The sequence below is a fragment of the Pedobacter sp. NJ-S-72 genome (genome assembly GCF_053890575.1).
Genome location: NZ_CM132681.1, coordinates 4,380,750 through 4,407,202, shown reverse-complemented (window position 1 = coordinate 4,407,202; position 26,453 = coordinate 4,380,750). Strand labels below are relative to the sequence as shown.

Annotated in this window: 28 protein-coding genes and 6 pseudogenes; 7 read left to right on the top strand and 27 right to left on the bottom strand. The window is 38.6% G+C overall.

The window, feature by feature from the left end:
• Positions 1 to 34: 34 nt before the first annotated feature.
• From ACWYN3_RS29170 to ACWYN3_RS29135, 8 genes and pseudogenes are all read right to left on the bottom strand, one after another.
• Positions 35 to 307, bottom strand: a complete 273-nt coding sequence (locus tag ACWYN3_RS29170) for a hypothetical protein (RefSeq protein WP_456217454.1) — start codon at positions 305 to 307, stop codon at positions 35 to 37.
• A 165-nt stretch (positions 308 to 472) separates the two neighbouring features.
• A pseudogene (gene trmD / locus ACWYN3_RS29165) lies at positions 473 to 1,154 on the bottom strand (tRNA (guanosine(37)-N1)-methyltransferase TrmD).
• A gap of 10 nt (positions 1,155 to 1,164) precedes the next feature.
• Positions 1,165 to 1,692 carry a ribosome maturation factor RimM gene (gene rimM / locus ACWYN3_RS29160; protein WP_456217453.1) on the bottom strand — a complete coding sequence of 176 codons (528 nt, stop codon included), beginning with the start codon at positions 1,690 to 1,692 and terminating at the stop codon, positions 1,165 to 1,167.
• A 90-nt stretch (positions 1,693 to 1,782) separates the two neighbouring features.
• On the bottom strand, positions 1,783 to 2,349 hold the full coding sequence (locus tag ACWYN3_RS29155) for a 30S ribosomal protein S16 (protein ID WP_456217452.1): 567 nt from the start codon (positions 2,347 to 2,349) through the stop codon (positions 1,783 to 1,785).
• 139 nt (positions 2,350 to 2,488) lie between these two features.
• Positions 2,489 to 3,476, bottom strand: a pseudogene (pfkA, locus tag ACWYN3_RS29150) (6-phosphofructokinase).
• Positions 3,476 to 5,153 (bottom strand): annotated as a pseudogene (locus ACWYN3_RS29145) (protein-disulfide reductase DsbD family protein). Before ACWYN3_RS29145 ends, pfkA begins: the two co-directional pseudogenes overlap by 1 nt.
• A gap of 208 nt (positions 5,154 to 5,361) precedes the next feature.
• Positions 5,362 to 5,811 carry a protein-disulfide reductase DsbD domain-containing protein gene (locus tag ACWYN3_RS29140; RefSeq protein WP_456217451.1) on the bottom strand — a complete coding sequence of 150 codons (450 nt, stop codon included), beginning with the start codon at positions 5,809 to 5,811 and terminating at the stop codon, positions 5,362 to 5,364.
• 42 nt (positions 5,812 to 5,853) lie between these two features.
• The gene (locus tag ACWYN3_RS29135) at positions 5,854 to 6,627 is read right to left on the bottom strand and encodes a biotin--[acetyl-CoA-carboxylase] ligase (protein ID WP_456217450.1); all 774 of its coding nucleotides are present in this window, start codon (positions 6,625 to 6,627) and stop codon (positions 5,854 to 5,856) included.
• A 44-nt stretch (positions 6,628 to 6,671) separates the two neighbouring features.
• Between ACWYN3_RS29135 and rsfS the strand changes: the two are divergent.
• From rsfS to ACWYN3_RS29110, 5 genes and pseudogenes are all read left to right on the top strand, one after another.
• Positions 6,672 to 7,048: pseudogene (gene rsfS / locus ACWYN3_RS29130) on the top strand (ribosome silencing factor).
• 35 nt (positions 7,049 to 7,083) lie between these two features.
• A pseudogene (gene ftsH, locus ACWYN3_RS29125) lies at positions 7,084 to 9,182 on the top strand (ATP-dependent zinc metalloprotease FtsH).
• Positions 9,183 to 9,239: 57 nt separating this feature from the next.
• Positions 9,240 to 9,875 (top strand): LutC/YkgG family protein, encoded by a 636-nt coding sequence (locus tag ACWYN3_RS29120; protein WP_456217449.1) that lies wholly within the window; start codon positions 9,240 to 9,242, stop codon positions 9,873 to 9,875.
• 77 nt (positions 9,876 to 9,952) lie between these two features.
• The gene (locus tag ACWYN3_RS29115) at positions 9,953 to 10,411 is read left to right on the top strand and encodes a hypothetical protein (RefSeq protein ID WP_456217448.1); all 459 of its coding nucleotides are present in this window, start codon (positions 9,953 to 9,955) and stop codon (positions 10,409 to 10,411) included.
• On the top strand, positions 10,369 to 11,034 hold the full coding sequence (locus ACWYN3_RS29110) for a 3-oxoacyl-ACP synthase III family protein (protein ID WP_456217447.1): 666 nt from the start codon (positions 10,369 to 10,371) through the stop codon (positions 11,032 to 11,034). Before ACWYN3_RS29115 ends, ACWYN3_RS29110 begins: the two co-directional genes overlap by 43 nt.
• Here the strand turns inward: ACWYN3_RS29110 and ACWYN3_RS29105 are convergent.
• The 19 genes and pseudogenes from ACWYN3_RS29105 to ACWYN3_RS29015 all read right to left on the bottom strand — a co-directional run bounded on the left by ACWYN3_RS29105 (position 11,031) and on the right by ACWYN3_RS29015 (position 23,823).
• Positions 11,031 to 11,288: a hypothetical protein gene (locus ACWYN3_RS29105; RefSeq protein ID WP_456217446.1), complete on the bottom strand. Its 258-nt coding sequence runs from the start codon at positions 11,286 to 11,288 to the stop codon at positions 11,031 to 11,033. The genes ACWYN3_RS29110 and ACWYN3_RS29105 overlap by 4 nt on opposite strands.
• Positions 11,289 to 11,314: 26 nt before the next feature.
• Positions 11,315 to 12,535, bottom strand: a complete 1,221-nt coding sequence (locus ACWYN3_RS29100) for a tetratricopeptide repeat protein (RefSeq protein WP_456217445.1) — start codon at positions 12,533 to 12,535, stop codon at positions 11,315 to 11,317.
• 139 nt (positions 12,536 to 12,674) lie between these two features.
• Positions 12,675 to 13,424, bottom strand: a pseudogene (locus ACWYN3_RS29095) (zinc ribbon domain-containing protein).
• 344 nt (positions 13,425 to 13,768) lie between these two features.
• The gene (locus ACWYN3_RS29090) at positions 13,769 to 13,915 is read right to left on the bottom strand and encodes a hypothetical protein (RefSeq protein ID WP_456217444.1); all 147 of its coding nucleotides are present in this window, start codon (positions 13,913 to 13,915) and stop codon (positions 13,769 to 13,771) included.
• Positions 13,875 to 14,327: an outer membrane beta-barrel protein gene (locus ACWYN3_RS29085; protein ID WP_456223190.1), complete on the bottom strand. Its 453-nt coding sequence runs from the start codon at positions 14,325 to 14,327 to the stop codon at positions 13,875 to 13,877. The genes ACWYN3_RS29090 and ACWYN3_RS29085 overlap by 41 nt, the downstream gene beginning before the upstream one ends.
• 32 nt (positions 14,328 to 14,359) lie before the next feature.
• Complete coding sequence (locus ACWYN3_RS29080) at positions 14,360 to 16,204, bottom strand: outer membrane beta-barrel protein (RefSeq protein WP_456217443.1); 1,845 nt, start codon at positions 16,202 to 16,204, stop codon at positions 14,360 to 14,362.
• Positions 16,201 to 16,389 carry a PepSY domain-containing protein gene (locus ACWYN3_RS29075; RefSeq protein WP_456217442.1) on the bottom strand — a complete coding sequence of 63 codons (189 nt, stop codon included), beginning with the start codon at positions 16,387 to 16,389 and terminating at the stop codon, positions 16,201 to 16,203. Before ACWYN3_RS29075 ends, ACWYN3_RS29080 begins: the two co-directional genes overlap by 4 nt.
• Positions 16,361 to 16,882 carry a PepSY-associated TM helix domain-containing protein gene (locus ACWYN3_RS29070; RefSeq protein WP_456217441.1) on the bottom strand — a complete coding sequence of 174 codons (522 nt, stop codon included), beginning with the start codon at positions 16,880 to 16,882 and terminating at the stop codon, positions 16,361 to 16,363. The genes ACWYN3_RS29075 and ACWYN3_RS29070 overlap by 29 nt, the downstream gene beginning before the upstream one ends.
• The gene (locus ACWYN3_RS29065) at positions 16,876 to 17,319 is read right to left on the bottom strand and encodes a PepSY-associated TM helix domain-containing protein (RefSeq protein ID WP_456217440.1); all 444 of its coding nucleotides are present in this window, start codon (positions 17,317 to 17,319) and stop codon (positions 16,876 to 16,878) included. Before ACWYN3_RS29065 ends, ACWYN3_RS29070 begins: the two co-directional genes overlap by 7 nt.
• A gap of 63 nt (positions 17,320 to 17,382) precedes the next feature.
• Complete coding sequence (locus ACWYN3_RS29060; protein WP_456217439.1) at positions 17,383 to 18,627, bottom strand: DUF4374 domain-containing protein; 1,245 nt, start codon at positions 18,625 to 18,627, stop codon at positions 17,383 to 17,385.
• A gap of 63 nt (positions 18,628 to 18,690) precedes the next feature.
• The gene (locus ACWYN3_RS29055) at positions 18,691 to 19,902 is read right to left on the bottom strand and encodes a TonB-dependent receptor domain-containing protein (protein ID WP_456217438.1); all 1,212 of its coding nucleotides are present in this window, start codon (positions 19,900 to 19,902) and stop codon (positions 18,691 to 18,693) included.
• On the bottom strand, positions 19,871 to 20,164 hold the full coding sequence (locus ACWYN3_RS29050) for a hypothetical protein (protein ID WP_456217437.1): 294 nt from the start codon (positions 20,162 to 20,164) through the stop codon (positions 19,871 to 19,873). The genes ACWYN3_RS29055 and ACWYN3_RS29050 overlap by 32 nt, the downstream gene beginning before the upstream one ends.
• A 156-nt stretch (positions 20,165 to 20,320) precedes the next feature.
• Positions 20,321 to 21,133 carry a TonB-dependent receptor plug domain-containing protein gene (locus ACWYN3_RS29045; protein ID WP_456217436.1) on the bottom strand — a complete coding sequence of 271 codons (813 nt, stop codon included), beginning with the start codon at positions 21,131 to 21,133 and terminating at the stop codon, positions 20,321 to 20,323.
• 194 nt (positions 21,134 to 21,327) lie between these two features.
• Entirely contained in the window at positions 21,328 to 21,885 is a 558-nt protein-coding gene (locus ACWYN3_RS29040) for a hypothetical protein (RefSeq protein ID WP_456217435.1), read from the bottom strand.
• Positions 21,875 to 22,372: a hypothetical protein gene (locus tag ACWYN3_RS29035; RefSeq protein ID WP_456217434.1), complete on the bottom strand. Its 498-nt coding sequence runs from the start codon at positions 22,370 to 22,372 to the stop codon at positions 21,875 to 21,877. Before ACWYN3_RS29035 ends, ACWYN3_RS29040 begins: the two co-directional genes overlap by 11 nt.
• Entirely contained in the window at positions 22,338 to 22,529 is a 192-nt protein-coding gene (locus tag ACWYN3_RS29030; RefSeq protein WP_456217433.1) for a hypothetical protein, read from the bottom strand. Before ACWYN3_RS29030 ends, ACWYN3_RS29035 begins: the two co-directional genes overlap by 35 nt.
• A gap of 10 nt (positions 22,530 to 22,539) precedes the next feature.
• On the bottom strand, positions 22,540 to 23,193 hold the full coding sequence (locus ACWYN3_RS29025) for a hypothetical protein (RefSeq protein WP_456217432.1): 654 nt from the start codon (positions 23,191 to 23,193) through the stop codon (positions 22,540 to 22,542).
• A gap of 80 nt (positions 23,194 to 23,273) precedes the next feature.
• Complete coding sequence (locus tag ACWYN3_RS29020; RefSeq protein ID WP_456223189.1) at positions 23,274 to 23,357, bottom strand: hypothetical protein; 84 nt, start codon at positions 23,355 to 23,357, stop codon at positions 23,274 to 23,276.
• A 22-nt stretch (positions 23,358 to 23,379) separates the two neighbouring features.
• Positions 23,380 to 23,823: a sigma-70 family RNA polymerase sigma factor gene (locus tag ACWYN3_RS29015; protein WP_456217431.1), complete on the bottom strand. Its 444-nt coding sequence runs from the start codon at positions 23,821 to 23,823 to the stop codon at positions 23,380 to 23,382.
• Between the two features lie 142 nt (positions 23,824 to 23,965).
• Here ACWYN3_RS29015 and ACWYN3_RS29010 point away from each other — a divergent pair, with 142 nt between their 5' ends.
• Positions 23,966 to 24,430, top strand: coding sequence for an alkaline phosphatase family protein (locus tag ACWYN3_RS29010; protein ID WP_456217430.1), 465 nt, complete (start codon positions 23,966 to 23,968; stop codon positions 24,428 to 24,430).
• Positions 24,345 to 26,402 carry an alkaline phosphatase family protein gene (locus ACWYN3_RS29005; protein ID WP_456217429.1) on the top strand — a complete coding sequence of 686 codons (2,058 nt, stop codon included), beginning with the start codon at positions 24,345 to 24,347 and terminating at the stop codon, positions 26,400 to 26,402. The genes ACWYN3_RS29010 and ACWYN3_RS29005 overlap by 86 nt, the downstream gene beginning before the upstream one ends.
• Positions 26,403 to 26,453: the final 51 nt, after the last annotated feature.

The window sequence follows — 26,453 nt, the reverse complement described above, 5'->3', positions numbered from 1 at the left end:
ATTTTTTTTGTAAATGGAAATTATATTCCCCTTATCATTGGCCTCTAAGCAGTTGTACAAGGCTTTTTCCATTCATTTTTGTGTTTTCCAGCGCCCCGCTTTCTGTGTCAAATAAAATTTCCATGAGTTTAACTTTTTCATACGGAATATCCTGAGTCTCCCCAATCTTGATCCGCCGGTAATTATGAAATGTGTTCATAGAAATATTCAGCAATTTAGGAATCATCTTCATTGCAAACTTATATTCCTTAACGGTAAGCTTGTCTAAAAAATAATTGATCTTATATTTATCTATACTTTCACTCATTCTTGTTGGATTTATTTACAAATTTATTAGTGCCCCTCAGAACAGGCCACAAATATTATTTCGTAAATATATAAATAATTTTCATTTGCAAATAAACATTCTGGCAAATAAATTATTAATTAAAGAATAAAAACAGTTTATAGATAATAATATATCAGAAATGCTTTAATCTTCCAGTAAGTCCGGGCGCAAACGCTGTGTGCGAGCTAAAGCCTGCTCGTGCCTCCAATTGTTAATCTTTAACTCATGGCCGCTCAACAGGATTTCAGGCACCTGGTGCCCTTTATAATCGGCCGGACGGGTATACAATGGAGCATCCAGCAATCCCCCCTGAAAACTATCAGATAAAGCTGAGGTCTCATCATTCAATACGCCCGGTATCAATCTCACTATTGCATCAACCAGAACAGCAGCAGGCAGCTCTCCTCCAGATAAGACATAATCACCAATGGAAATTTCACGGGTCACATAGATGTCCCTGATCCGCTGGTCAATACCTTTATAATGACCACATAAAATAATTACATTCCCTTTCCCTGATAGATAGCTCATTAGCCATTGACTGGTTCAAAGTTACTCCGTCAGGGGTCATGAAAATAATCTCATCGTAAGTCCTTTGCTCTTTTAATGCATCAATACAACGTGCAAAAGGTTCTATTGACATGATCATACCACTCCCGCCGCCATATGGGTAATCATCTACGCTACGTTGCTTATTAGTGGAATAATCTCTCAGGCTATGCACTAAAATTTCGGCAATCCCTTTAGTTTGCGCTCTCTGCAAGATAGAATGAGCAAAAGGACTTTGAAGCAAGTCAGGTAAAACTGTTATGATATCAAAACGCATAGAAACAAATTTAATTAGACAGGTAAATATCAAGTAATCCTTCTGGCAGATCAACAAGCAGTGTACCTGCATCTTCATCAATCTCAACAATCATATCATCATTTAAAGGAAACAGGATTTCCTTTTCTTTATAGGAAACTGTAGCCACAAATTGCTGAGGATATTCATTGACTTCAATAATCTCTCCAAGCTCGCCATGCGTCTCATCAGAAACAATAAACCCTTTTAAATCAGTATAGTGAAAATCCTCATCATCACGGTCAGGCATTTTGCTAAGCGGCAAATAAACCTTTTTCTTTAGTAAAGGCTGCGCCTTATCAATATGATCGATATCATCCAGATAGATATTTCCCGTACTGTTAGGCTGCATTTTACAAACTGAGACAAAGAAAGGAACCATCTTGCCATTGATATCTGCAAATATAACATCCAGATCCAGCAGACCTGGCTCGTCATATTCAAAATACAACTGAATCTCGCCTTTCAACCCTTTGGTTTTGGTAAAATACCCTATATAAAATGCCTCTTCGTGCGTCATTAAAATCTAAATCAATTATACATTAAATAAAAATAGCGAAGAAAACCTTCAAATGAAGGATTCTTCGCTATAATCAAGAATTACAAAATACTATGCTTCTTCTTCTTTGGTTTCTTCTGTTGCAGGAGCTTCTTCAGTTGCAGTTTCAGCTACAGGAGTTTCCTCTGCTGCTTCTTCAGCTACAACTTCTTCTACTACTGGTGCATTTTTCAATGCGATAGCAGCACCACGGTCTGCATTTTTCTTAGCTTCAGCAGCAAGAGCAGTTTTCTTAACTTCATCTTTAGATTTAGTCAAGCTGTCTTTTTTGCCTTCGATTTTACTGTCTTTAGCTAAAAGCCATTCTGCAAATTTAGCATCTGCCTGTTCTGTAGTTAAAGCGCCTTTTTTAACACCACCTTGTAAGTGTTTTTTGTACAAGATACCTTTGTGAGATAAAATAGTACGGCAAGTATCCGTAGGCTCAGCACCTTTGTTTACCCAGTCTAATGCTTTTTCGAAATTAATTTCGATGGTTGCAGGATTGGTGTTTGGGTTATATGAACCTAAACGCTCAATAAATTTACCATCTCTCGGTGCGCGAGAATCCGCTACCACTACGTGGAAAAAAGGTTTGCTCTTTTTACCGAATCTTTGCAATCTGATTTTAGTTGCCATTTCTTTATAAGTTGTATGTATTCAACATAGTTCCCGGAGCTTCATGCTAGCGGGGATGCAAAAGTAAGTAAAATACTAATGATAAGCAAGATGCCACAAAATTAATATGCTCCATTAGTTAATAGAGCATATTAATTTTTTATAAAGACAAGATCTCTACCAGTTTTAACCAGGCAGGACTCACTTCTTCTGCATCGATGTGTTTGATAGCGTGATCGAAAGGAGTAAATAAAATTTCCTTATTGATTTGCCCAACCATACCGCCAGATCTGCCTTCCAGCAAACCTTCAACGGCAGCCACACCAAAACGGCTGGCTAATACCCTATCCATACAACTTGGTTTTCCTCCGCGCTGAATATGTCCCAAAACGGACACCCGGATATCATAATTAGGAAAATTCTCTTTAAGGACTTCTCCTACATTAAAAGCACCGCCCACTTCATCACCTTCTGCAACTATAATAATTTTAGAAGCTTTATCCTTCCTTCCGTATTCTAATCTTTTTTTAAATCAATCCTTCTACGCCCATATTGGCTTCAGGAATCATAATAGCTTCTGCACCTACACCAATTCCACTTCTTAAAGCGATTAATCCAGAATCTCGGCCCATAACTTCCACAATGAAAAGTCTGTCATGTGATTCTGCTGTATCTCTGATTTTATCGATCGCATTGACAACGGTATTGATTGCTGTATCGTAACCGATTGTAAAATCAGTTCCAGCCAAATCGTTATCTATTGTCCCGGGAAGTCCAATCACCGGAAAATCAAATTCACTGGTAAATAGATTCGCTCCTGTAAATGTACCATCTCCACCAATCACAACCATAGCATCAATTTCATGCTTTATCAATTGATCATAGGCTTTTTGTCTTCCTTCTTTAGTCCTGAAGTCATCGCTCCGGGCTGTTTTAAGGATAGTTCCGCCACGCTGGATAATATTTGCTACGGATTTCCGGTCCATGGGGATAAAATCACCATTTATTAATCCTTCATATCCTCTAAGTACTCCTGAAACATTTAAATCATAATATATACCCGCTCTGACTACTGCCCTTATGGCAGCATTCATCCCGGGTGCGTCTCCCCCTGATGTTAATACAGCTATGTTTTTAATTTTATTCATTATTTCCTGGATGCTTTAAATTTATCAAGACCGCTTTGCAGATAAGCAGCGTATTCTTTAGCGTCAAAAATTGCTCCCTGAGGGGCAACTAAAGGGGCGAGATCATGTCCGCCCAATACATAAAATGGTTGTGAGTTAGAATTATAAGTAGTAGCCTGGAAATCTCCGTTCCAACGGCCAAGATCATCTGTGGTAGTTCTTAAAATTTTAGAATAATGAACTTTTTCAGGTGACATTTTCACCGAACGCTCATCTACATATAGCTGTATCAAAACATATTCATCCTTAATTAAATGCCCCACCTGCGGATCTATCCAGACCTTATCTTCCATTTTCCTGCAATTTACGCAGGCATGGCCTGTAAAATCTATCAGAACAGGTTTTTTTACTTTTTTTGCATAAGCTAATCCTTCATCCAGATCAAAAAAAGCATTGAACCCGTGTGGGGGATGTAATACATCGTTATATTTAACTATAGCCGGGAAATCTGATGATACTTGCGGATTTCCGCTGCTGTTTCCACCCAGAATAAAGTCCTGTGTATTTAAAGGAGGTGCGATACCACTTAAGATATTAACAGGAGCTCCCCACAGCCCAGGAACAAGGTACATAGCAAATGAGAAAGAGAATATAGCGAAAAACAGTCTCGGAACCGAAACATAAGGCACATCACTGTCATGTGAGAACTTAATCTTTCCAAGAATATAAATACCCATGAGGAAGAAAATCACGATCCATAAAACAAGGAATATCTCTCTGTCAAACCACTCCCAGTGCCATACCAGATCTGCAGCAGATAAGAATTTAAGTGCTAATGCAAGCTCTAAAAACCCCAGACAAACCTTTACACTATTTAACCAGCCACCTGACTTAGGCATACTGCTCAGAGAAACCAGGAAATATTGCCGACAAGGTAAAAGGAAGTGCTAAAGCCACAGCGAAACCAAACATTCCTATCGCGGGAGCAAGGATCTCACCTTTTGAACTTGCCTGTACCAGTAACGTACCTATAATTGGTCCGGTGCAGGAGAATGAAACCAGCGCTAATGACGCAGCCATAAAGAATATACCGCCTAAACCTTTAGTATCATCCGCTTTCTGATCAATTTTATTGACGAAGGAGCTAGGCAAGGTAATTTCAAAAGCACCGAAAAATGATATGGCAAAAACAATCAGTAAGATAAAAAATGTAAAGTTAAACCATCCGCTGCTACTCAATTCATTCAATTTTGCAGAGCCAAAAAGCAGGGTAATCAATAAGCCGAAAGCCACGTAAATGACAATAATAGAGAGACCATAAATTACCGCCTGCCCGATCCCCTTCTTCCTGCTGCCTGCTTTTTTGGTAAAGAAACTCACTGTAAGCGGAACCATAGGAAAAATACAAGGCATCAGGAAAGCAATGAAACCTCCTATTAACCCTTGTATAAAGGTTTGCCATAATGTTTTTTCCTGTTCAGTCTGCTGTATTTCCTTTACAGGTTTAACGACAGCCGCTGTCTTTACAGCATCTTTTTTAACACTGTCCTTAACGATAGCATTATTAGCACTGTCTGCCGCAGAACCAATTTCGGTAAATTGAATATCCTCACTTACTGCTGTAGAATCATGGCTTTGTATCAAAGCAAAACTCTGGCTGGAATGCATAAAAAGCATTGTGAGCACCAAGCCAAGCATTAAAATTAACTTCTTCATTCTCATGTTTTTTTAACCTGATCGGGTATTACCCTATTCTATAAGGCTGTGAAATTACTTATAATTTCTTGTTTAAATAAGGATAGAGTCACTGGATAGCCAATATTTTACTGTACTTCGATATTCGGCAGGAAACGGCAAAAAAAAAGAGTCCCAGGATCCTGACACTCTTTTTTTTTTATTAGCTAATCTATTTGACTTGTACAGAAAACTTCACTTCATCCGGCGGAAGACATTTTGAAGCATCACAAACCATAAATTCTATTGTTCCGGTTACAACAGTAGCCGGTTTATTCAATTTAATCTTTTGCTGAAATACAACCTGATTCTCAAAATAGCCTACATTCATATCAAAAACCTTTTCAAATTTAGAAAGAGCTTTAGGCTCTATGGTTGTTCCCACTTTAGTAAAATCTTTTGATGGGTTAAATTTAATCGTTGTTTTAACTGGACCACCAGCCTTCACTGTTTGAGAATAGATATGCCATCCATCCTGAATAGTTGCTTTAAGATAAACAATTGCTTCTGTATTACTGATCTTCTTTTGTGCGTAAGACCAGTTTACCGGAGTCTCGATCTGAGCAGATGCTCCAAGAACGGTGAATAATAACAATGCAAATACTAAGGTTATTCTTTTCATGTTTATAAATTATATTGGTGTTTATGAAATGATAATTGTTGTTTATGGTTGAATAAATTCAATTTCTTTAAAATTATACGTTTTTAATCCATTACTGGTTTCTAAACTTAACAACCCATTCTCACTTACATCTGTGATTTTCCCCTCAATTATCTCGCCATTTTGTCTGTAATTGGCTTTTACATTAAATTGATAAAGAGAATTCAGGTATTCATTACGCAGGCCAGCATGATTTCCAGCTTTAAGTTTTAAATATCCTGCCTCTATATGACTACAAATTTCTGCTAAAAGCGTTATTAAATCAACATGACTTTGTAAAATTTGAAAGATCGAGCCTGCTCGCTGCTGTAACCCTGCTTCAAACACCTCCTGGTTAACATTGATCCCAATTCCGACTATACAGGCCTTTATACGGCTTCCAGAGACGATATTCTCTAATAACATCCCTCCTATCTTTTTATCTCCAAAATAGATATCATTGGGCCATTTGATAGTTAAACCAGTACCGGTAATACATAAAAGCGCTTTCTGAATGGCGACACTAATAGTCATATTCAGGTTAAATTGTTCGCCCAGCGGCAGAAATGAAGGACGGAGAAGTATACTAAAAGTCAGGTTTTTGCCTGGTTCTGCGTGCCATTTGCTTCCTGCCTGCCCTCTGCCCTCATATTGATTCTCTGCCATAATAACAGTTCCTTCGGGTAATGGCTCGGAATTTGACACCATCCTTTTCAAAAAATTATTGGTAGAATCAACTGCTAATAATTTGATAAGATTTTGACCAACAAATAGTGTTGAAAAAGTGTTATTTTGCAATAGTTGATTTTATAGTTGTTATTTATCAAAAATAAAACATTTTAATGGTAAAAAAGAAATTAGTAAACCTTTCTACCTACCTTTCAGAAATAGCCGTTCAAGGCATGCAGGAAAAAAAGGGCCACGATATAGTCCGTCTGGACTTAAGAGAATTAAACAGCTCCGTATCAGATTATTTTATAGTTTGCAACGCAGACTCTTCAACACAAGTAAAAGCTATCGCAGATAGATAGTGTAGAAGACAATTTACAAAAACACAGAAGCCACGCCGTGGAGAAAAGAAGGACAAGAGAACGCAGAATGGATAATCCTGGATTATTTTGATGTTGTTGTTCATATCTTCAAAACTGAAAAAAGAGATTTTTACGGAATCGAAGATTTATGGGGCGATGCTCAGACCACTTCCTATCAAAGCGCATAACCAGTTACAACCTTATACATTTTTTTGAATCAACGATGAAAGAGAAAGAAAATACTAAGCCCAAATTAATTAAGAGAATACCGAACATTCCAAAAAAACCTCAAAAGGGTTCTAGCTTCAACATATTCTGGGTTTACGCTGCTATCATTTTAGGCCTTGTCCTGGTTTCCGTTTTATTTACCAATGATACCAATAAAACAATTACGTACAAGGAATTTGAAAAGAACATGCTTGCTCCGGGAGATGTTCAAAAAATTGTCGCTTACAAATATGAAGACCTGGTCAGGGCGGATGTATTTATCAAACCAGACCGACCGTCTGAATCAGGAGAAGTATAAAAAATATCAGACTAAAAGCAATTTCGGATCAACCGGAGGCCCTACAGTATCATTTACTGCAGGATCAATGGATGCACTGGATAAGCAATTATCAGAATCACAGAAAGCAGTCCCTGTTGATGCTCAGGTTCAGGCTGATAAAGAAACCAGACAAAGTACATTCAATTCATGGTTCTTCACAGTAATTATTCCTGTGTTGTTATTCATTGGATTCTGGATCTTTATCATGCGTAAAATGGGCGGTGGCGCTGGCGGTGGAGGTGGCCAGATTTTCAATATCGGAAAATCTAAAGCGACCTTATTTGATAAAGAAAGCCAGGTAAACGTAACGTTTAATGATGTTGCAGGTCTTGAAGAAGCTAAACAGGAAGTAATGGAAATCGTAGATTTCCTTAAAAACCCTAAAAAGTATACTAATCTTGGTGGTAAAATACCGAAAGGAGCATTGCTTGTTGGTTCTCCGGGTACAGGTAAAACTTTACTGGCTAAAGCTGTTGCTGGTGAAGCTCAGGTTCCATTTTTCTCTCTGTCAGGTTCTGACTTTGTAGAAATGTTTGTTGGAGTTGGTGCATCGCGTGTACGTGATTTGTTTAAACAGGCTAAAGACAAAGCTCCATGTATCATCTTTATTGACGAGGTGGATGCGATTGGCCGTGCCCGTGGCAAAAACAGCATGATGGGTGGTAATGATGAGCGTGAAAATACTTTGAATCAGTTATTAGTAGAAATGGATGGATTTGGTACAGATTCAGGAATTATTATTCTTGCTGCAACTAACCGTCCTGATGTATTAGATAGCGCATTACTTCGTCCGGGAAGATTCGACAGACAGATTTCTATCGATAAACCAGATTTAGTTGGCAGAGAGCAGATCTTTAAGGTCCACTTGAAACCTATCAAAACTGATGTGGTTGTGGATGCTAAAAAGCTTTCCGCGCAAACACCTGGTTTCGCTGGTGCTGAAATTGCAAACGTTTGTAATGAAGCTGCATTAATCGCTGCCAGAAGAAATAAGGAATCTGTAGATATGCAGGATTTCCAGGATGCAATTGACCGTGTTATTGGTGGTTTAGAGAAGAAAAATAAAATCATCTCTCCTGAAGAGAAACGTATAGTTGCTTACCATGAGGCAGGACATGCTATCGCAGGATGGTTCCTTGAACATGCTGATCCATTGGTTAAGGTATCTATTGTACCCCGTGGCGTTGCTGCTTTAGGATATGCACAATACTTACCAAAAGAGCAGTTCCTGTACACTACGGAGCAGCTTACTGATGGAATGTGTATGACTATGGGTGGCCGTGTTGCAGAAGATCTTGTTTTTTGGTAAAATATCTACAGGTGCACAGAATGACCTGGAGAGAATCACTAAATTATCTTATGCAATGGTGACTATTTATGGAATGAACAGTACTATTGGTAATGTTTCCTTCCATGATCCGCAAAACGAATACAACTTCAATAAACCTTATTCAGAGAAAACTTCTGAACTGATTGATATCGAAGTACGTAAACTGATCAATGAAGTTTATGTAAGAACAATGCAGTTGTTAGTTGACAAAAGAGATGGTTTAGAGAAACTTGCAGAAAAATTACTGGAGAAAGAAATTCTTTTCCAGGCAGATCTGGAAGAAATCTTAGGTAAACGTCCTTTTGACAATCGTACTACATATGATGAATTCGTGAATGGCACCGGCGATCAAAAGCCTGCCGCTGAAGGTTTACTTCACGATGGCGTTGGAGAAACAACAGATCCGTCTGCTCCTTTAGTATCGCCTTTAAATTCAGAATCGTAATAATTAACTTTATGGAGCTGTCGCCAGGTATTCTGGTGACAGCAAATCCATTTTTTTATGCAAGAGAATATTTCATCAAAGGAGTTAATGCTAAAAAAGATAAGGAAAGCTCTGCTTGAAAAAAGAGATAACCCTTATCCTAATTTGGAAGAAGCCCCGCTTTACAAAGCCAATACAGAGATTCCTGAAATTTTATTTGCCGAGCAGCTAACCGCTGTATCCGGCAATTTTATTTATTGTGAAGATGGTGTTGAATTTATTGAAAACATCCTGGAACTGGCTGATAAGTTTAAATGGAGAAAAATCTATTGCTGGGAAACTGAGCTTCAGAATCTGCTCTCTACTTATGAATTCCCATTCTACAAGACTGACAAGGACTTTGAAATGGCCGAAGTCGGGATTACCATGTGTGAAGCTTTAATTGCCAGAAACGGCTCTATACTGCTTAGCAATCAAAATGAAGCAGGAAGAAGACTGAGCATTTTTCCTCATCACCATATCGTTATCGCCAGAACTGGTCAGATGGTAATGGATCTTAAAGATGGCTTCCAATTGATCAAAAACAAATATGGATCACAGATTCCATCTATGATCAGCACCATTACAGGACCAAGCAGAACAGCCGATATTGAAAAGACGCTTGTCCTTGGTGCCCATGGCCCAAAAGAATTATTTGTTTTTTTTTTTGATTGATGATTTCTCTTAAATTTTTGTTTTCAATAAATTAATCCTAGTTTTATACTAAATACTAAAACAGTATACGGTTCAGAATGGTTAATAAAAAGCATATATCGTCAGTAATTGCAGGCACAGGAAGTTACATTCCTGAGAACATAGTTTCAGGAGATTCATTCCTAAACTCTACTTTTTACGAAAACGGGCTCATTCTTGAAAAAGATAACGCAGATATTATTAGTAAATTCTCTGAAATTACTGAGATCATAGAACGTCGTTATATCGATGATAACCTGTTAAACAGCAACATCGCTGCAATTGCCGCTCAAAGGGCTTTGGATGATGCTAAAATCGATAAAGAAACATTAGATCATATTATAGTATGCCATAATTTCGGTGATATTCATCATGGAAGTAACCGTATGGATATTCTGCCTTCGCTTGCTGCTAAAGTTAAACAGCAACTGGAGATCGTTAATCCCGATTGCGTTTCTTATGATATCATTTTCGGATGCCCGGATGGGTACAAGGCGCTATACAAGCCAATTACCTGATTCAAAGCGGAGATGCTAAACGTGTACTGGTTATCGGCTCAGAAACATTATCCAGAATAATAGATCCGCATGATCGTGATAGTATGATTTTTTCGGATGGGGCAGGGGCAGTTGTTTTTGAAGCAGCTGAAAATGATCAGCCAATTGGTATTATCGCACATAAAACGCAGACATTTGCAGGAAATTTCGCTTCTCTTTTATACATGGCTAAAAGCTGTAACCCAGCTGCAACAGATGGCAACACTTACATGAAAATGAACGGACGCAAGCTATATGAGTTTGCAGTTGTTAATGTTCCTCATGTAGTTAAAATGGCCATAGATAAAGCCGGATTAAGCATTGAAGATATTAAAACAGTATTTATCCACCAGGCGAACGGAAAAATGGATAATGCTATTATGAAAAGACTCTTCAAATTATACGATAAGGATTCTGTTCCTGAAAACCTGGTTCCCATGACCATTTCATGGTTAGGCAATAGCTCTGTCGCAACTATTCCTACTTTACTGGATCTTGTTTTAAAAGAAAAAGTTGCAGGTTATAAGGTAAAAGCAGGCGAATATGCAGTCTTTGCTTCTGTAGGTGCAGGAATGCACATTAACGCCTTCGTATACAGGTTCTAATTACCCAGTTTCCTCAGGCCATCTTTGGCCTGAGTTTCAATACTGTTCTCATATTCATGATTTTTCATACTGATTGCCTGGTTAAAGTATACTTTAGCCCTGGCATCATTCTTTTTCTTGGCGTATATCTTACCCATATTCAGGGCAGAGGTCGCCGCATAGTAATACTTTAAATTCTTCCCGTTATTTACAGCGTTCTGGTAGTTCTGCAATGCATTATCATCTTTATCAAGCGCATCGTAAATCCTGCCCATACGATAGTAATATTCTACCTTGTCCTTTACGGACTTATAACCGGCTGCACTTTCACCGGATAGTAAATCCAGTGCTTTTGAATAATACCCCCGTCAAATAATAACCTGGCTTTCAACAACCCGGATTCAGGGGTTGGAGCACCGGCTTCATTCACCGCCTGTTTATCTTTTTCAGCATAAGTATAACCCACACTCTTAACTTTAGCAAGATAACCTCTATAAGTACCCGTGTCGCCGTTTAACAAAGCGACCCATGACAAGTGAAGGTTGGCATCTTTAATGTAATTAACGCCCTTATTCAGCTGCAAAAATCTTTTAAAATTATTTGAAGCAGAATAATCAAGTTTGTTCAGCTTTGCTGTACCCATTAAAAGTTCCAGATAGGGGAATGCCTGGTAGCCTTCACCAGCGGGACGCTTTGCTAAAATAGCAATTGCCTCATCATTGTGACCGTTCCGGGCACAAACATACGCCTGCAAATAAGCCTTCAACAAACTACTATCAGCTATCCTGGCAGTATATTTCATTGTTTTAGCATAAGCATCAGGAGAGTGGATTACATCCGATAAAACGTAAGAATAATAGAAGACTACTTCTTCATAAAACGGCTCGAAAGCAGAGCGGGGAAGATTTTGTGCCAGCTTATCCAACATCACCAACCCTTTTTGTACATCTCCTCTTACACCAAAAGTAGAAAGCATGCTCTTCAGTGTACCATCAGGTAAGTTTCCTAAAAACACATTGATAAGACCTATGCCCTTACCATTTAAATGAAATCCCGGGAACTTCCTGCTATTCTCCTGCAGCAAACTGTTAGCTTTCTTGATTTCCCTCGCTGCAGTAAAATACTCCCCATAACGACTTCTCAATAAAGCCCATTGCAGATTGATCTCCGCCTGTGCGTACAGGTAATAGGGAGACTTTTCATCATCGTCCTCAATCTGACTCAGTCTGTCAGATTTCTGCTCTTTCAGCCTGTCAAAATCCTGCTTGCTCTCTACTGTAATCAGATAAAAATAATCAGCATAATTCTCTAATAACGGAACAATTGAATTTTTGGGGTGTGCGTTCTTTTCTGCGGCAATCAATTGTTTAGCCGCATTTATCTTAAGCTCAAATATCAATTGATAAGCTTTCAGGCAATTGGCATTGAAATCGAAATTGGCATGTACGGTACCCGGAAGGATCAAAAACAGAGGAAATAGACAATATTTAAACAGGAGGATAAGTTTCCTTTTGGCGGGCATATTTACAGTATTTCTATATGGTGAATCCATAAAAACGACAAAGAGTGTGTTATTATTTCAAATTCAGAAAATTCTGTATAAAAAAAACGGTCAGATTACAATCTGACCGTTTTTTTTACTATTAGCAATAATTATCTAATTATGCTGGTACATTTTCTAATGTTAATGCTTCATCAACTAAAATTCTTCCGCAATGCTCACATACGATGATTTTTTTACGTTGACGAATGTCTAACTGACGCTGAGGTGGAATCTGATTAAAACATCCTGAGCAAGAATCACGGTCAATAGTTACAACAGCAAGGCCATTGTTTGCGTTTCCTCTTAATCTTCTGTAAGTAAGCGATTAATAATCTTTCTTCGATTACTGCTTCAGCTTTCTCAGCTTTTTTATTTAGACCTTGTTCGTCTTTTTCAGTTTCAGAAGTGATCGTTTGAAGTTCTCCTCTTTTGATCTCTAAATCATTTTTTCTAGATTCAAGATCACCTAAAGCTTTCTCATAAACTTCAGTTTTTGAAGAAATATCAAATCCGTATTCTCTGATTTTCTTTTCACAAACTTGAATTTCAAGAGATTGAATCTCAACTTCTTTTGTTAAAGCATCATACTCACGATTATTTTTTTTACTTCTTTTAACTGCGTATCATATTTTTTAATCAAAGCCTGAGATTCTTTGATCATATTTTTACGTGTTACAATAGCATCTTCGGTTTCATCCAATTCAGCTTTGAATTTTTGTATACGCGTTTCCAATCCCGCTACCTCATCTTCTAAATCGGCCACTTCCATTGGTAATTCACCACGAATCTGACGTATTTTATCAATTTTTGTATGAAGGGTTTGTAATTCGTATAAAGCTTTCAGCTTTTGCTCTACAGTTTGTTCCATTAAATGAAATAATTTATGGGTATGGGTATAATTATATTTGACTAAATGTCAGTTATTTAACTGTTTATTAGCTTTTGCACAGCTACAAAACAACAAAAAACCCCTAAAATATTGGAATTAATTGTCATATAGTCTATTGCTAAAGCTTGCAAAGATAAGTATTATATTTTCTTTCAGCCATATAATTTGCTATTAATCTCAGAACAAACGAATTAAACAAGTTCTCCAGGTGTTTAACATGCGTAAGATATCTATGTTGGGAAGGGGTTGGTAAGGCCTTTGGCCTTACCAACCCCTTCCCAACATAGATATCAACCGGAACACAACCCGGTATCAGATCCGTATTATTTCAATCTCCCTTTTAGGTCTTCACTAGCCGTACTACGTTGTTTACCACCCGCTCCCTCTCCGCCAAAGCGATAACTGAATGAAAGAACTACTGCACGGCTGTCAGTCAGGCCTGCTATGGCTATAGGTAGAAATATTTCCATAGGTTGCAGATTGCTTAATCTGTCTGCTTTGAAAAATATCATTCACAAGAAGTTTTAAACTAGCTCTATCCTTAAGAATATCCTTCTGTCCACCGGCAGAGATCATATAATAAGCTTTAGTAGTAAATACGCCAGAGATAACTTTCGTTTTATACATCCCACTAAGTTCTGATTTCCAGCCATTTCCCAATTTAAAAGTATTCTGTGAATCAAATGTAAAGCTCGTACCCTTAATATTTTCTTCTCCCTTTTGCCCGGCAATAGAAAAATCATTCCGGAAAAGATTTGCAAACTGTGTTCCAGACCACCATTTGGTAAAATCTACCGAGGCCGTAAAACTAACACCATAATTTTTGAAAGTTGCCAGGTTTTCAGGTCTCTGGAAGGCCATATTACTATCTCCACCTACCAGACTGCTGATTACGTCTGTACTAGAGTTATATGTCAGTGTCGTATAATAACGGGGGAGCGAAAGCCATAACTTAGTTCAAATGCATTGACGATTGAAGGGCGTAAATATGGATTCCCTTCCTCATAAGAAAAAGGATCCATGTAAACCCTGAAAGGGTTCATATCCCAATAGCCCGGCCGCTCAATACGTTTACTATACCTTAGCTGCACTCTGTTTTTATCATTGATTTCCTGAGTCAGAAATACACTTGGAAATAATTTGAAGTAACTTCTTTTTACTAAAGAATCCGTTGTCAGCTGATGTCCTTTTGTATAGGTATACTCTCCGCGCAGCCCCGCCTGTATACTAAATTTACCTATATCCTTTTTCAGGTTTATGTATCCTGCCTGTATTTGCTCTTTGTAAATAAAATCATTGCTTGTAGAATAATCCTTAACATATATTCCATTTTGTAATGTATCATACTTCAGGTTATTGATCATACGAACAAAACTTCCTTTCCAGCCCGCTTCCAGTTTCCCCAGATTACCTACCGGTAAGGCATAATCTATCTTCGCTAAATAAATATCATTATCGGAAGGGAGGTCACCTATCCGTGATTTTCCGACTGGCAAAGGGGCGCCCTGAGCCCCGCTAAACTTTGTATCCAACTGCTGATCCATCTTGGAAAAATGAGTAACGTAATCCAGATCCACAGTCAGCTCATGGCCCTTGTTATTAAAAAGACGCTTATAATTAAGATTATAAAGCATATCCGTCCAGCGCTCTTTACCTTCTGTATTGGTATAAGCATCCCATAATAACGCTCCGGTCTGGTTATCAAACAAACGGTTTCGGGTAGGCCGAACTGCTGGGTATTTACCAACTCCTCCATTGATAAGAAACCCCAAGGTGTTTTTTTCATTCAGAAACAGGTCCATGCCGGCCTGAAAATTTTGAGATCTTAGTTTCGCCTTTTCATCCATTTGCTGAACTGAACTATTATATGGGCTTTTTCCAGTACCAATTCCATCACGATAAAAATCTCTCTTCACTTTATCTGAACCTTCTAAATCCTGATAGAAATAATTATAGTTTCCAAATAGGCTGACCTTTTCTGTTCTGTAATTAAGACTTGTTCCACCGCCAAAACGAGCAGCCTTTCCAGCACCTCCATTGGCAGAGACTGTACCATTCAAGCCTGCTTTAACATTCTTCTTTAAAACGATATTAACAATTCCACCATTCCCCGCAGCGTCAAACTTTGAAGACGGGTTTGCCATAATTTCAATTCTGGATATCGTATTTGAAGCTGTTCCACGTAAAAGGTTTGCTAATTGGCTGCCAGATAAATAAGTAGGTTTACCATTAATCATGACCATAGTTCCTGGCCTGCCCTTTAAACTTAGTTCGCCACTCTCACTAATCGTAACACCGGGTGCCTTATTCAGCAATTCCAAAGCAGTTCCACCTTCGGCCATGACACTATTCTCTACATTCATCACCATCCGGTCAGGCTGTTGTACGATAGCCGCTTTATTCGCTTTAATTTCTACTGTATTCAGTGCCATCTGATCTGCAATCATCCTGATCCGGCCAAGATTAGAAATCATAGCTGTACCATTCAATTCAAGGGGCTCACTGCTGTAATGCTGATAACCTATATAGCTAATCCTCACAAAGTATTTGCCTTTTGGAACATCCGAAAGATTAAAATAACCCGTAGAATCGCTCACAACAGCTTTTACTTTTGTAGAATCCGCAGCTCTGAGTAAAAATATACCAGCATAACCGACCGGTTTTTGCTGTTCATCAGTTAAACGTCCTCTTACCTGATGCGTTTGGGCATGTATTTGAGTGAATATAAAGAAACTTAATAGGGTCAGGATTACTTTCATGCGGTTGCTTTTTTATTTTTATTTGCTTTTTTTCTTTTACCCCACCATACATAGAACCCCGTGATAGGTAAACTAGCACAGATCAGACTGGTGATAAAGGCAACGATTTTTGTAAAAAGACCTCCTATAGCCCCCACATGCAAAGCATAATTTGATTTACGCAGCCAGTCTGCAAAAGCAAGCAAGATCAGACAAACGTTTTCCGGAATAGGGTAGTGCTTCAATCGTAGCCGGATCAAAATAAATATCCCTCCAACTGCCACTATGCATATCGGTACAGGCATAAATCGCCTCATCGTCATGGTCAGGTATAGAAATAATGATGGCATTTTTTTCATGTACGGCCATTTCCTTTCTTACCTTATACCAAACCTTATCAGCACTGTAGACAATTGGATTTGGTGCTGGCTGTATTTTAACTTCCGATTGTTTTTCCCGTTTAGGCATACTGCCTCCTCCACTTAACCAGTAAATACTTTTTGAAAACCAGGAGAAACTCATAATTAAGCCGGTACAGGCCAGTATAACAGCTATTAATAAGGAATAAAACCCAAGAACGTTGTGAAGATCATAATTGAGCCTTTTGAACTTTGCTTTCCATTTAATTTTAAAACTGTTATTGATATTAGTTTTGCTCCATTTTTTCGGATACCATAAAATAAGTCCACTGATTAGCAACAGGAAGAAATAAAAGTTCCCCCCCAGCCAACCACTGCTTTACCAATTTTTCTGCCCATCCATAGGTTGCGATGCCCTTCATCCATGAAATGAAAAAAAGCATCGTGGTCAGCAACAGCTAATACTTCTCCGGTAAAAGGATTAACATAAACTGTAGAATCAGAATTTATGGTCACATGTGCTGATTTATTCAATCCATGGTACCAGATACTTTCCGCTTTTTTACCAGGCAAAGATTTTGCAATGCTGTTATAAATCTGAGAAGGGGGGAGATATTTACTTTCTGCCTCTGGCTTTACAGTCAGATATGGATAGAGGAAATTATTTATTTCCTGCTCAAATACTAATATGCAGCCTGTAAGGCTAACAATAACGACGACAATACCTGAAGCAAGCCCCAGCCACAAATGGAGCCAGGCATTAATTTTTTTGAACATCTAGGAACTTTAAAAAAAAAGGCCGCTTACACCTGGTAATGCGGCCCAACAAAACACAATATTTTAATAGGTTAATTTCGAGATAGCAGTTACGCTTTCTGCACCTTCAATATGAACACCTCTCGTTGCTGCTCCAGTGTCTGCATTGATGATGTAGACATAGTATTCACCTGCGTCATCCTGCATCGCATAATTGATTGTTTTGCCATCTTGTTCAGCATAAACAATCAGTTTAAATCCGCCAAATTCATGTACAGGAACTCCTGATACCGGAGTAATTGTATTATTAAATACATCAGCAATGATCATCTTGATTTTTCCACCGGTTGCTCCGGCATTGGCATAAACTGCTAACAGGAATTTACCTTTACCAATATATTCACCTCTACAAATTTTTGATCCTGCAGCTGCCTCAATATTAAAGAAATAGGATTTATCAAATTGCCCTGCGCCTTTTTTGATACGAACAATACCAGATGGTTTTGCCGATTTTCTATGTTCACCATCACCGCTTGCTGTAGACCACGCATAAGTATCGCCGTTCTCAATTTGCTGAACACCCTGCTGGCTGCTCCAGTCTCCGATAAAACCAGTACGATCATCTCCTATTGTTTTTTCGTATTTAAGCTCAGGATAACTGAAAACAGCCACCCATGTACTGTCTAAACTACCATATTCACCTTCGTAAACTCTGCCACCTGGAGTATGTTTAAACTTATAGTAAGGAAGATATATTTTATTATCTACCTCAAATAAGCCAGTCCACACAGCATTAAAGCCTGTTCCTGTTATTTTATTTAAATCAGTTGTACTTCTTCCTGCAATTTGAAGGTTGACCGCATCAAAACGGTATAATTCACCAATACCACTCGAACGCGGGTCACCACCACCTACCCAGAAATCCTTACCGACTTTACCAGATACACCTGTGCGGAAAGTTGTAACTGATCTTCCGGCTTCAACGACTTTACCTTGTTCATTAATACGAAATGGTCTTACGAGCCCCTGTTCATTATACGCCTGTGCAAATACTGTATTATTCTGGACGATAAAAGACCAGGCATCCACCTCTACACCATTATTGGTAGATGAAACTCCTCCTTTGGTAATATCATCTGTACTTACGATATATGTTGCGGCAGCAGCACCCTTTCCTGTATAAACAAATACATATTTTGAACGAACAGGTTTTGCAGGATCAACAGGAACAACAGGCCCCGGGGTTTCAACTGTATTCTTACTACAAGCACCCAATAGTATACCCATACCTAACATGCCTGTTATTAAAAAATTAGTAGTCTTCTTCATTGTTTTATTTATTTAATTATTAAAAGCTGTTTAAAAAAATCTGATTTAAATGGTCATCTCTGATCAGAGGCCCCTTTTTTTAGAAAAATAATAGCGGAACTTAATGTTAAAAGACCGGCTTGGCTTTTGCAGTGCATAATTATCAAATAGCTCAGAATCCGTTAAATTCATACACTCCACTGCGATATTATATTTTCCACCGGCCATTGCATAGATCATATTGACATCGTGTGCCCACTGTGTTGGCACATCCATCTTATCTTCTTTAGATCCCTGGCCAGGCCAGTACAGATAAAACTTATTGACGTATAAAAGGTTATAACCTAAAGTAAGCTGATTCCCCTTTTTCAGGACATTATTGAAATAAAGACTGGCATTTGCATTTCCAAAAAGGTATGGTGTATTAGGAATACGATCTTTGTAATTGACACTTCTTGTTTTAGAGTATTCACCATTCATCAATTTTTCGAACTCGTTGTCATCCCTTAAATTCTGATACGTGAAATTGGTATTCAGTGTAAATAACTGTTTATAAGCATAACGCAGTTCTGCATCAATCCCTCGATTGGTTACTTTCCCTATGTTCTCAGATTTGCTCAAATATGTTCCGTTACTTCCTCCAGGCATGACCCTGCTCCGGATATAATCATTCGCATTACGGAAAATATAATTAGCCTGGATTTGAAAGAAATGTATTTTATTTATTTCTGTAGTATAAGTGGCGCCAATATTAATATTATCACTATTTTCAGGCTTTAGTTCCAGGTTGGCAACACTGGTATATACATTACCAAAAAACTCATCATTATCTGGCAAACGATAAGCTTTTTCATAAGAAGCCTTAAGCTGAATATTTTCAGTTAAAAAATAGGAACCCGCAAATCCATATCCCTGCTTAGATAAATCCTTGCTCCTGGACAGTACAGAATAGACTTTTTCTTTAGTCACACTATCCAGACCATTTACGATATCATTACTGGTTATATGCTGGTTATATTGTTTGACGAAGGCAGTAAAATTCCCTTTTTCATTAAGATTGTAGCGATAACCTAACCCCAGCATATTCTTCCGGGAAATTTGAGGTTGTTTATCCTGCAGATTGTCCGGATCAAAACGATTCAGACCTTTCCTGTTAAAAGTGGAAAATTGCTCATTAAGCGAAAAAGAATGACGATCATTAATCGCATAATTCAGTCCTGCATTAGCCAGACCACTGTTATTTTTAAACTTAAAATCAGTCAGGCTAACTTCTCCACCAATAGCATGGTTTACCACGATATCTGGGCACCGAAGACCCATCCCAGGTAAATGTTCTGGGAACAACATCAACACTTCGCTCTTCTCCGAAATTAAAGTTTCCGTTCACCCTTAAATCCAGGCCTTTGACAAACAAATCTCTTTTCACATATTTAAGGGTAGGCTGTATCGTATTTCCAGATTTCCACCTCGCACCAAATACATCTTCCATCCTGTTTCCAACCTGTATATCTGCCTTATTTTGTCCCAGAGTAATCCCTACTAAAAAACTGATCAGCATATTTTTTTCCGGACACGCCGATATTAGCAATTACAGTTTCATTATGATACTGATCATGAAATCTGCGTACCCTTTCTGGTGTATTTACTCCGGTTATACTGTCTGTTACATTTCCGTTTATCCAGTAATTATTGTCAGAGTAGTTTTGGAAAGCGCTTAATTGCGCTGTAAACCCAGATTTTGCTGTGTAACCAGCATTAAAAGAGCTTTTATGTGTATTAAAAAGACGTAAGAATAAGAAGCATCTACATAAGTTCCAGGATCTGTATTGGTCACGATATTTACCGCACCACCCAGCGCATCTCCGCCAAGCCATACCGGAACAACTCCTTTATAAACTTCAATCCGGTCAGCAAAGTTCACCGGGATATTATTTAACTGGAAAGAAGATCCAAAATTCTCCATCGGTATGCCATCCAGGAAGAACTTCACCTGGTTACCCGTAAAGCCATTTAAACTAAAACTCATATTCGACCCAACTCCTCCAGATTCACGGACACGGGCACCAGAAACCCTGTTCATGACCTGCCCAAGATCCATCGTCGTATTATGAAGCGCTTTCGCGTCTATTGAGATTACATTATAAGCCTGCCTGTTGGTCTTCTGATTTTTGCTGAAGCCAAGAATAGCAACTTCATCGATTTGTCTTACATCCTGTTTAAGTTTGAAACTAACAGAGCTCTCTTTTTCGGCAATAACTGTTACGCTTTTCTCTGTTTTAATATGTCCCAGAGCATGAATAGTCAGTTTATAAGCTCCTGCAGTAACACCAGCAAAATGAAATTCACCTTTTTCATTACTGACAGCCGTTTTTTTAAGCGGTAATAATTTGATAATTGCGCCCGGAATAGCTTCCGACTGATCATTACACACACTTCCTTTGATCGTGCCATTCCTGCCACCCTGGGCCTGAACAAAAAATATGAGGGCGCACAGAATACCCGTCAGAAAAATTTTCTTAATTTGCATTAATTTAAATAATAAACGATTTAAAGGTAACCCCACCTGGGGATGAGTCATACAGGTACGAACTGTATGGCTCTTTTTTATTCTTTTCACATAATTAACCGCAGTATTCCCTGCTTCTACTTATACTATTATCATAAGTGAAGCTTTACCCCTACGGCTATTTAGAATTATTTTAAATAAATGGAATAAAGATTTTAATCCTTTAGCTTATCTATACGGATTATCTGTCCATGTACCTCTGCACCACGTTTAAGCACCCCCGAGCGGAGATCATAAATCCAGATCTGACTTTTATCATTTTGCTGATAAACTGATAGATAGGCAAAGTTTTCATCAGCAGTAACATTCATTAAAAAATCAAGAAAAATTGGAGGCATGGCCAGCGTAAACCTTTTTTGCCTGCGAAGATCAAGCAATTCAAACCGCGAAATTCTTTTCATCATATAATCATCAAACTGGCTAATTCGTGAAGACTCCACTATTTTTGTAACAGCCAGCCCTCGTCCAAGATTATAAAGCGTATAAGCCTCCTGCCCACCATGATTTCCTAATTTAAACAAGTAACCCGAATCAAATCTTTGAGCACCTTTATTCAGTCTTAAAATAGCTGAAGGGGCAGTAGGATGATTCCCCGTCCTGCCTCCAGGCTGTCCCAGTACATAAATTGTATCATTTAATACCAGAGAATTGGAACTCCATATGTTATAACTTCCGGGCCATGTAGTTCTTTTATCCGCAAAATTACTTTCCAAATGCTAATGAAGGATAACTAAATACTGCAGTATGTACGGCATCATCAGGAGGAGTAGCATGTGCTCTCATCATCCCTTTTTGAAAAGTATAAAACACAATAAGTCTGTTATTAACCAATTGTGAAGACATACCCGTATAGTTTACCCCTTTTGGCGCAGGCGGAACAGCTAATAACCCACTCCTCAATATTTTCATCTCCCTCAGATCTATTTCTGTAAATCTGAACTGCTCATCCACCACACTTCCTAATAAGATTGTATGGTCATTTATCCAATTCACCCAACTGGAATAGGGCTCCCATGCAATAGCTTTCATATCAATTGATTGCTCCAGCACTAACCCCTGAGCTGTTGCACGATATTTAAGAAAGCTTTTATCTGATCTGTCCATCAGAAAATAACATCTATCATAAATTGCAATAGTCATCCCCGGGACATTAATCCCTTTCGAATCAGGTATTCCATCCTGCATAGAGTAAACAGGCATGAAGCGGGTCGCGTCGTCTTTCCTGATCATAAACAATCAGTCCATAATCGAAGTCTTCTTTTGCCTTATTCCCTTCACAAGAAGCAAAAAGAAGAAAAATGAATAAAAAACTGATGCTATTCAGTACCCGAAGATTAATTGATAGATATTGATCCACTTTAAATCACTTAGAGGTTAAAGTCTCTCTTCATATTTATAGCCAGGGCAGGCGGCATATCCATAAGATTACGATTTTCTACCATTACGAGCTCATCTTCTTTGAAAAGATAGTGCGCCAGCAAATAAGACTTCCCCTTTCGTAAATTAATTTTTTTAGACCAGACCTGTCCGTCATTGTTTTTGGAAAGTACAAGAATCTCTTTGTCAGCAGTAGTGGTATTGCTTAACATCATATTTCCGGAAAAGCTCATATCAAGCGGATCATTTGCCTGCTGTGCGAACTTCACCGTACCATTATACCCCAAACGAATCCGTAATCCATCAAAATCCCGCTCCATTGAAGGCCTGGATTGATCATAATGAAATACCATAGACTGGTCAGGAGAAACACCGTGTTGAAACGCCCAAAAACAGAATACAGCCAGTAAGCTTGCCGCAACGGCCATTTTAAATACCCGGTTCTTATAAAGCTGCGAATGATCATGCTTTAAGTTCTGCGCACTAATTTTAGCCCAGACCTCGCTCTGCAAGGGCAAATTAGCCGGAATTAATTCTTCAGCAGCAAACTCATCATCTTCCCCTTCCATCCATTTTTCATAGATTTCGAGTTCTTCCTCAGAAGCATTGCCTGATAAGCATTTTCTTAATAATTCCGGATTCATATATTTGGCCTGCTGATTATAATTATCACAACCCACCTTTATCCCCTATGTCTGAACAGATAAAGACTATTATTTTTTTTTTACAAAGGATATTTTTCAAGTCCCTTACGGATAAACTTCAACGCCTTTGTCAATTGATTTTCTACTGTTTTTTCTGAGATCAGCAGATTACCCGCGATCTCCTGATTATTTAACCCCTTCCCTGCTTAATACATAAACAGCCCTGCAACGTTCAGGCAGACAGTTGACCAGTTTATCAATATCTTCTCTTAAAAAGCGGTAAAGTACTTCCTCTTCCGTATGATTATTATTGCCAATCGTCTGTCTTTGCAGCAATTCGTCCATTTTTTTTGCTTTACGGACTTCATCATTATAAATCCGGCTGATACGGAACCGGACAGCACGAACCAGGTAATTTTCTATCGTATCCTCGCTGAGTAAAAGACTATCCTTGCGTTGCCAGATAGACGTAAAAACCTCCTGTACCACACCTTCAGCACGATAAGCATCACCAAGATATTTATATCCAAGCTGATATAGCTTTTTCCAGTAGCGTTCATAAAGATGAAAGAAAGATACTTCATCAATTCTAAGCTGATTCGTTAATTTATCAGTTGACTGTTCAGACACGATGAATGGGTTAAACGCCAAAGGTAAGATAATTTAGAACGATTCAAAACTGACGGATTTGTAACGATATTATGTATATAAATCGATATTAAATCGCCCTTTGAGCTTGCTTGTTAAAATAATTTTTAGATTTTTATAGTACATGGAAAACAGAAGAGATTTTATAAAGAAAGCTTCATTATTAACCGGGGCTTTAAGTCTTTCAACAATTTTACCAGGATCAATACAAAGGGCCTTAGCCATCGATCCTGATCCTGGAACCACCTTTTTAGATGCAGAACACGTTGTATTCCTGATGCAGGAAAACAGATCTTTCGATCACGCATTTGGCTCACTGAAAGGGGTCCGGGGGTTTAATGATCCAAGAGCGATCCGACTCCCCAATAACTATCCTGTCTGGCTGCAAAGCAATAAAAAAGGAGAAACTTACGCACCTTTCAGATTAGATCTTAAAGATACCAGGGCAACCTGGATGAATTCTTTACCACATTCGTGGGAAAATCAGGTTGATGCCCGGAATCATGGAGACTTCAACGGCTGGCTGGAAGCTAAAAGATCAGGTAACAAAAAACTATGCGGATATGCCGTTAACCATGGGCTATTATAACAGAGAAGATATCCCATTTTATTATGCCCTTGCTGATGCCTTTACCGTTTGCGATCATAGCTTTTGCTCATCCCTGACGGGCACAAGCCCAAACCGGACCTTCTTCTGGACAGGAAAAATCAGAGAAGAACAGAACGGAACAGCCAAAGCACACCTAGACAACGGAGATATTGATGGCTCAGAACGTCTTTCATGGGGAACTTTTCCAGAACGCCTGTCTAAACATGGCGTAGATTGGAAAATATATCAGAATGAATTGAGTGCTGGTGTAGGTTTCGAAGGAGAACAAGATGACTGGTTAGGAAATTTCACAGACAACCCAATCGAATTTTTCCAGCAATACCATGTTAAAAGACACCCTGAACATATTAAGTGGCTCAAAAAAGCAACAACAGACTTAGCCGCCAAATTAAAAAATAAACCAGACCCTAAACTTCAAAAGACATTAGAACGCTATCAGAAAGATCTTACTTTTCTGGAAAGCAACCCGCTTGAATCTTTAACTCCAGAACAGCAGGAATTGCACAAAAGGGCTTTTACCACGAATAGAAATGATCCTGACTTTCATCAACTGGAATCGATTACTTACAATGACCAGGGCAGAGAAAGAACTACTGAAATTCCCAAAGGTGATGTATTGCATCAGTTCCGTTCGGATGTAGACAATGGCAAATTACCCGCTGTTTCGTGGCTGGTTGCCCCATGTAATTTCTCAGATCACCCCGGAGCTCCCTGGTATGGTGCATGGTATCTGTCAGAGGCGATAGATATTTTAACCAAAAACCCTGAAGTTTGGAAAAAGACAATTTTTGTACTTACTTACGATGAGAATGACGGTTATTTCGACCATGTCCCTCCATTTACAGCCCCGAATCCTAAAGATCCTTCCACAGGTATCGTTTCAAAAAGTCTGGATATTGCCCCCGAGTTTGTACAAAAAGGACAAAGCAAAAGGGAAAGCCCGGTAGGTTTAGGGTTCAGAGTTCCTATGGTGGTTGTTTCCCCATGGAGCCGTGGTGGTTACGTCAACTCACAAGTTTTTGACCATACTTCTTCCATTCAGTTTTTAGAGCACTTTTTAAGTCATAAAACAGGGCAGAAGATCCACGAAGAAAACCTCACCTCATGGCGCAGGAGCTTATGCGGCGACTTAACCTCTGTCTTCAGACCATATAACGGAGAGAAAATACCGCTTCCAAAAGCTATAGAGAGAAAACCTTTTATTGAAGGAATTCACAAAGCACAGTTTGCGAAACTGCCTGATAACTTTAAAAAGTTAAATCCGGATGAAATCGCTGCGGTAATTAAAAACACAAAAGGCTCTGCACATCTTCCTGAACAGGAAAAAGGGGTTAAGCCAGCTAACGCCATTCCTTATGAAATTTACGCGGAGGGAGGATTAAATGAAGCTGGAAATCAATTTAAAATTACACTTACAGCCGGTAATAAATACTTTGGCAAACTGGCCAGCGGAGCGGGCTTTAATGTCTATGCAAAAGCCAAAAACTGGTCGTTTACAGCAGACGCAGGAGATACGCTTACCTATAACTGGCCATTAGACACTTTCGAAAACCAACGCTACGATTTAAAAGTATACAGCATAAATGGCTTTTTCAGACACTTTATCGGCGATGCCAATGACCCTGAAATTATGATCTCCCTCCATTACCAAAATGAAAAAGGGAAGATTGACAAACTCAACGGGAATGTACTGTTGCAGATCAAACGTCTGAAAAAAGGCCCCCACCTTAAATTAACGCTGACAGATAACGCTTATCATCAGCCTGTAATTAACATTTCAATGGGTACTAAAGAAACTGAAAAACTCCTGCCCATTGAGCTGAAAAACAGCTATAACTGGTATGATTTCACGATCAAAGCACAAGGATATTCTGCATTTAGCCAGCAATTTGCAGGCCATGTAGAACATGCCAGAGAAAGCTTTACAGATCCCCTGATGGCAAATGCATAATTAAGCTATTTCATTAAAAATTAATATATTAAGAATTCCCCAACTTAACCA

Excerpts from the sequence above, each read along its gene's own strand:
- ACWYN3_RS29170 (WP_456217454.1), bottom strand. The coding sequence starts at position 307 with ATGAGTGAAAGTATAGATAAATATAAGATCAATTATTTTTTAGACAAG.
- rimM (WP_456217453.1), bottom strand. The coding sequence starts at position 1,692 with ATGACGCACGAAGAGGCATTTTATATAGGGTATTTTACCAAAACCAAA.
- ACWYN3_RS29155 (WP_456217452.1), bottom strand. The coding sequence starts at position 2,349 with ATGGCAACTAAAATCAGATTGCAAAGATTCGGTAAAAAGAGCAAACCT.
- ACWYN3_RS29140 (WP_456217451.1), bottom strand. The coding sequence starts at position 5,811 with ATGAAAAGAATAACCTTAGTATTTGCATTGTTATTATTCACCGTTCTT.
- ACWYN3_RS29120 (WP_456217449.1), top strand. The coding sequence starts at position 9,240 with ATGCAAGAGAATATTTCATCAAAGGAGTTAATGCTAAAAAAGATAAGG.
- ACWYN3_RS29115 (WP_456217448.1), top strand. The coding sequence starts at position 9,953 with ATGGTTAATAAAAAGCATATATCGTCAGTAATTGCAGGCACAGGAAGT.
- ACWYN3_RS29110 (WP_456217447.1), top strand. The coding sequence starts at position 10,369 with ATGCCCGGATGGGTACAAGGCGCTATACAAGCCAATTACCTGATTCAA.
- ACWYN3_RS29105 (WP_456217446.1), bottom strand. The coding sequence starts at position 11,288 with ATGGGCAGGATTTACGATGCGCTTGATAAAGATGATAATGCATTGCAG.
- ACWYN3_RS29100 (WP_456217445.1), bottom strand. The coding sequence starts at position 12,535 with ATGCCCGCCAAAAGGAAACTTATCCTCCTGTTTAAATATTGTCTATTT.
- ACWYN3_RS29090 (WP_456217444.1), bottom strand. The coding sequence starts at position 13,915 with ATGGAAATATTTCTACCTATAGCCATAGCAGGCCTGACTGACAGCCGT.
- ACWYN3_RS29080 (WP_456217443.1), bottom strand. The coding sequence starts at position 16,204 with ATGAAAGTAATCCTGACCCTATTAAGTTTCTTTATATTCACTCAAATA.
- ACWYN3_RS29065 (WP_456217440.1), bottom strand. The coding sequence starts at position 17,319 with ATGTTCAAAAAAATTAATGCCTGGCTCCATTTGTGGCTGGGGCTTGCT.
- ACWYN3_RS29060 (WP_456217439.1), bottom strand. The coding sequence starts at position 18,627 with ATGAAGAAGACTACTAATTTTTTAATAACAGGCATGTTAGGTATGGGT.
- ACWYN3_RS29050 (WP_456217437.1), bottom strand. The coding sequence starts at position 20,164 with ATGCTGATCAGTTTTTTAGTAGGGATTACTCTGGGACAAAATAAGGCA.
- ACWYN3_RS29045 (WP_456217436.1), bottom strand. The coding sequence starts at position 21,133 with ATGCAAATTAAGAAAATTTTTCTGACGGGTATTCTGTGCGCCCTCATA.
- ACWYN3_RS29035 (WP_456217434.1), bottom strand. The coding sequence starts at position 22,372 with ATGCCTGTTTACTCTATGCAGGATGGAATACCTGATTCGAAAGGGATT.
- ACWYN3_RS29025 (WP_456217432.1), bottom strand. The coding sequence starts at position 23,193 with ATGAATCCGGAATTATTAAGAAAATGCTTATCAGGCAATGCTTCTGAG.
- ACWYN3_RS29010 (WP_456217430.1), top strand. The coding sequence starts at position 23,966 with ATGGAAAACAGAAGAGATTTTATAAAGAAAGCTTCATTATTAACCGGG.
- ACWYN3_RS29005 (WP_456217429.1), top strand. The coding sequence starts at position 24,345 with ATGGAGACTTCAACGGCTGGCTGGAAGCTAAAAGATCAGGTAACAAAA.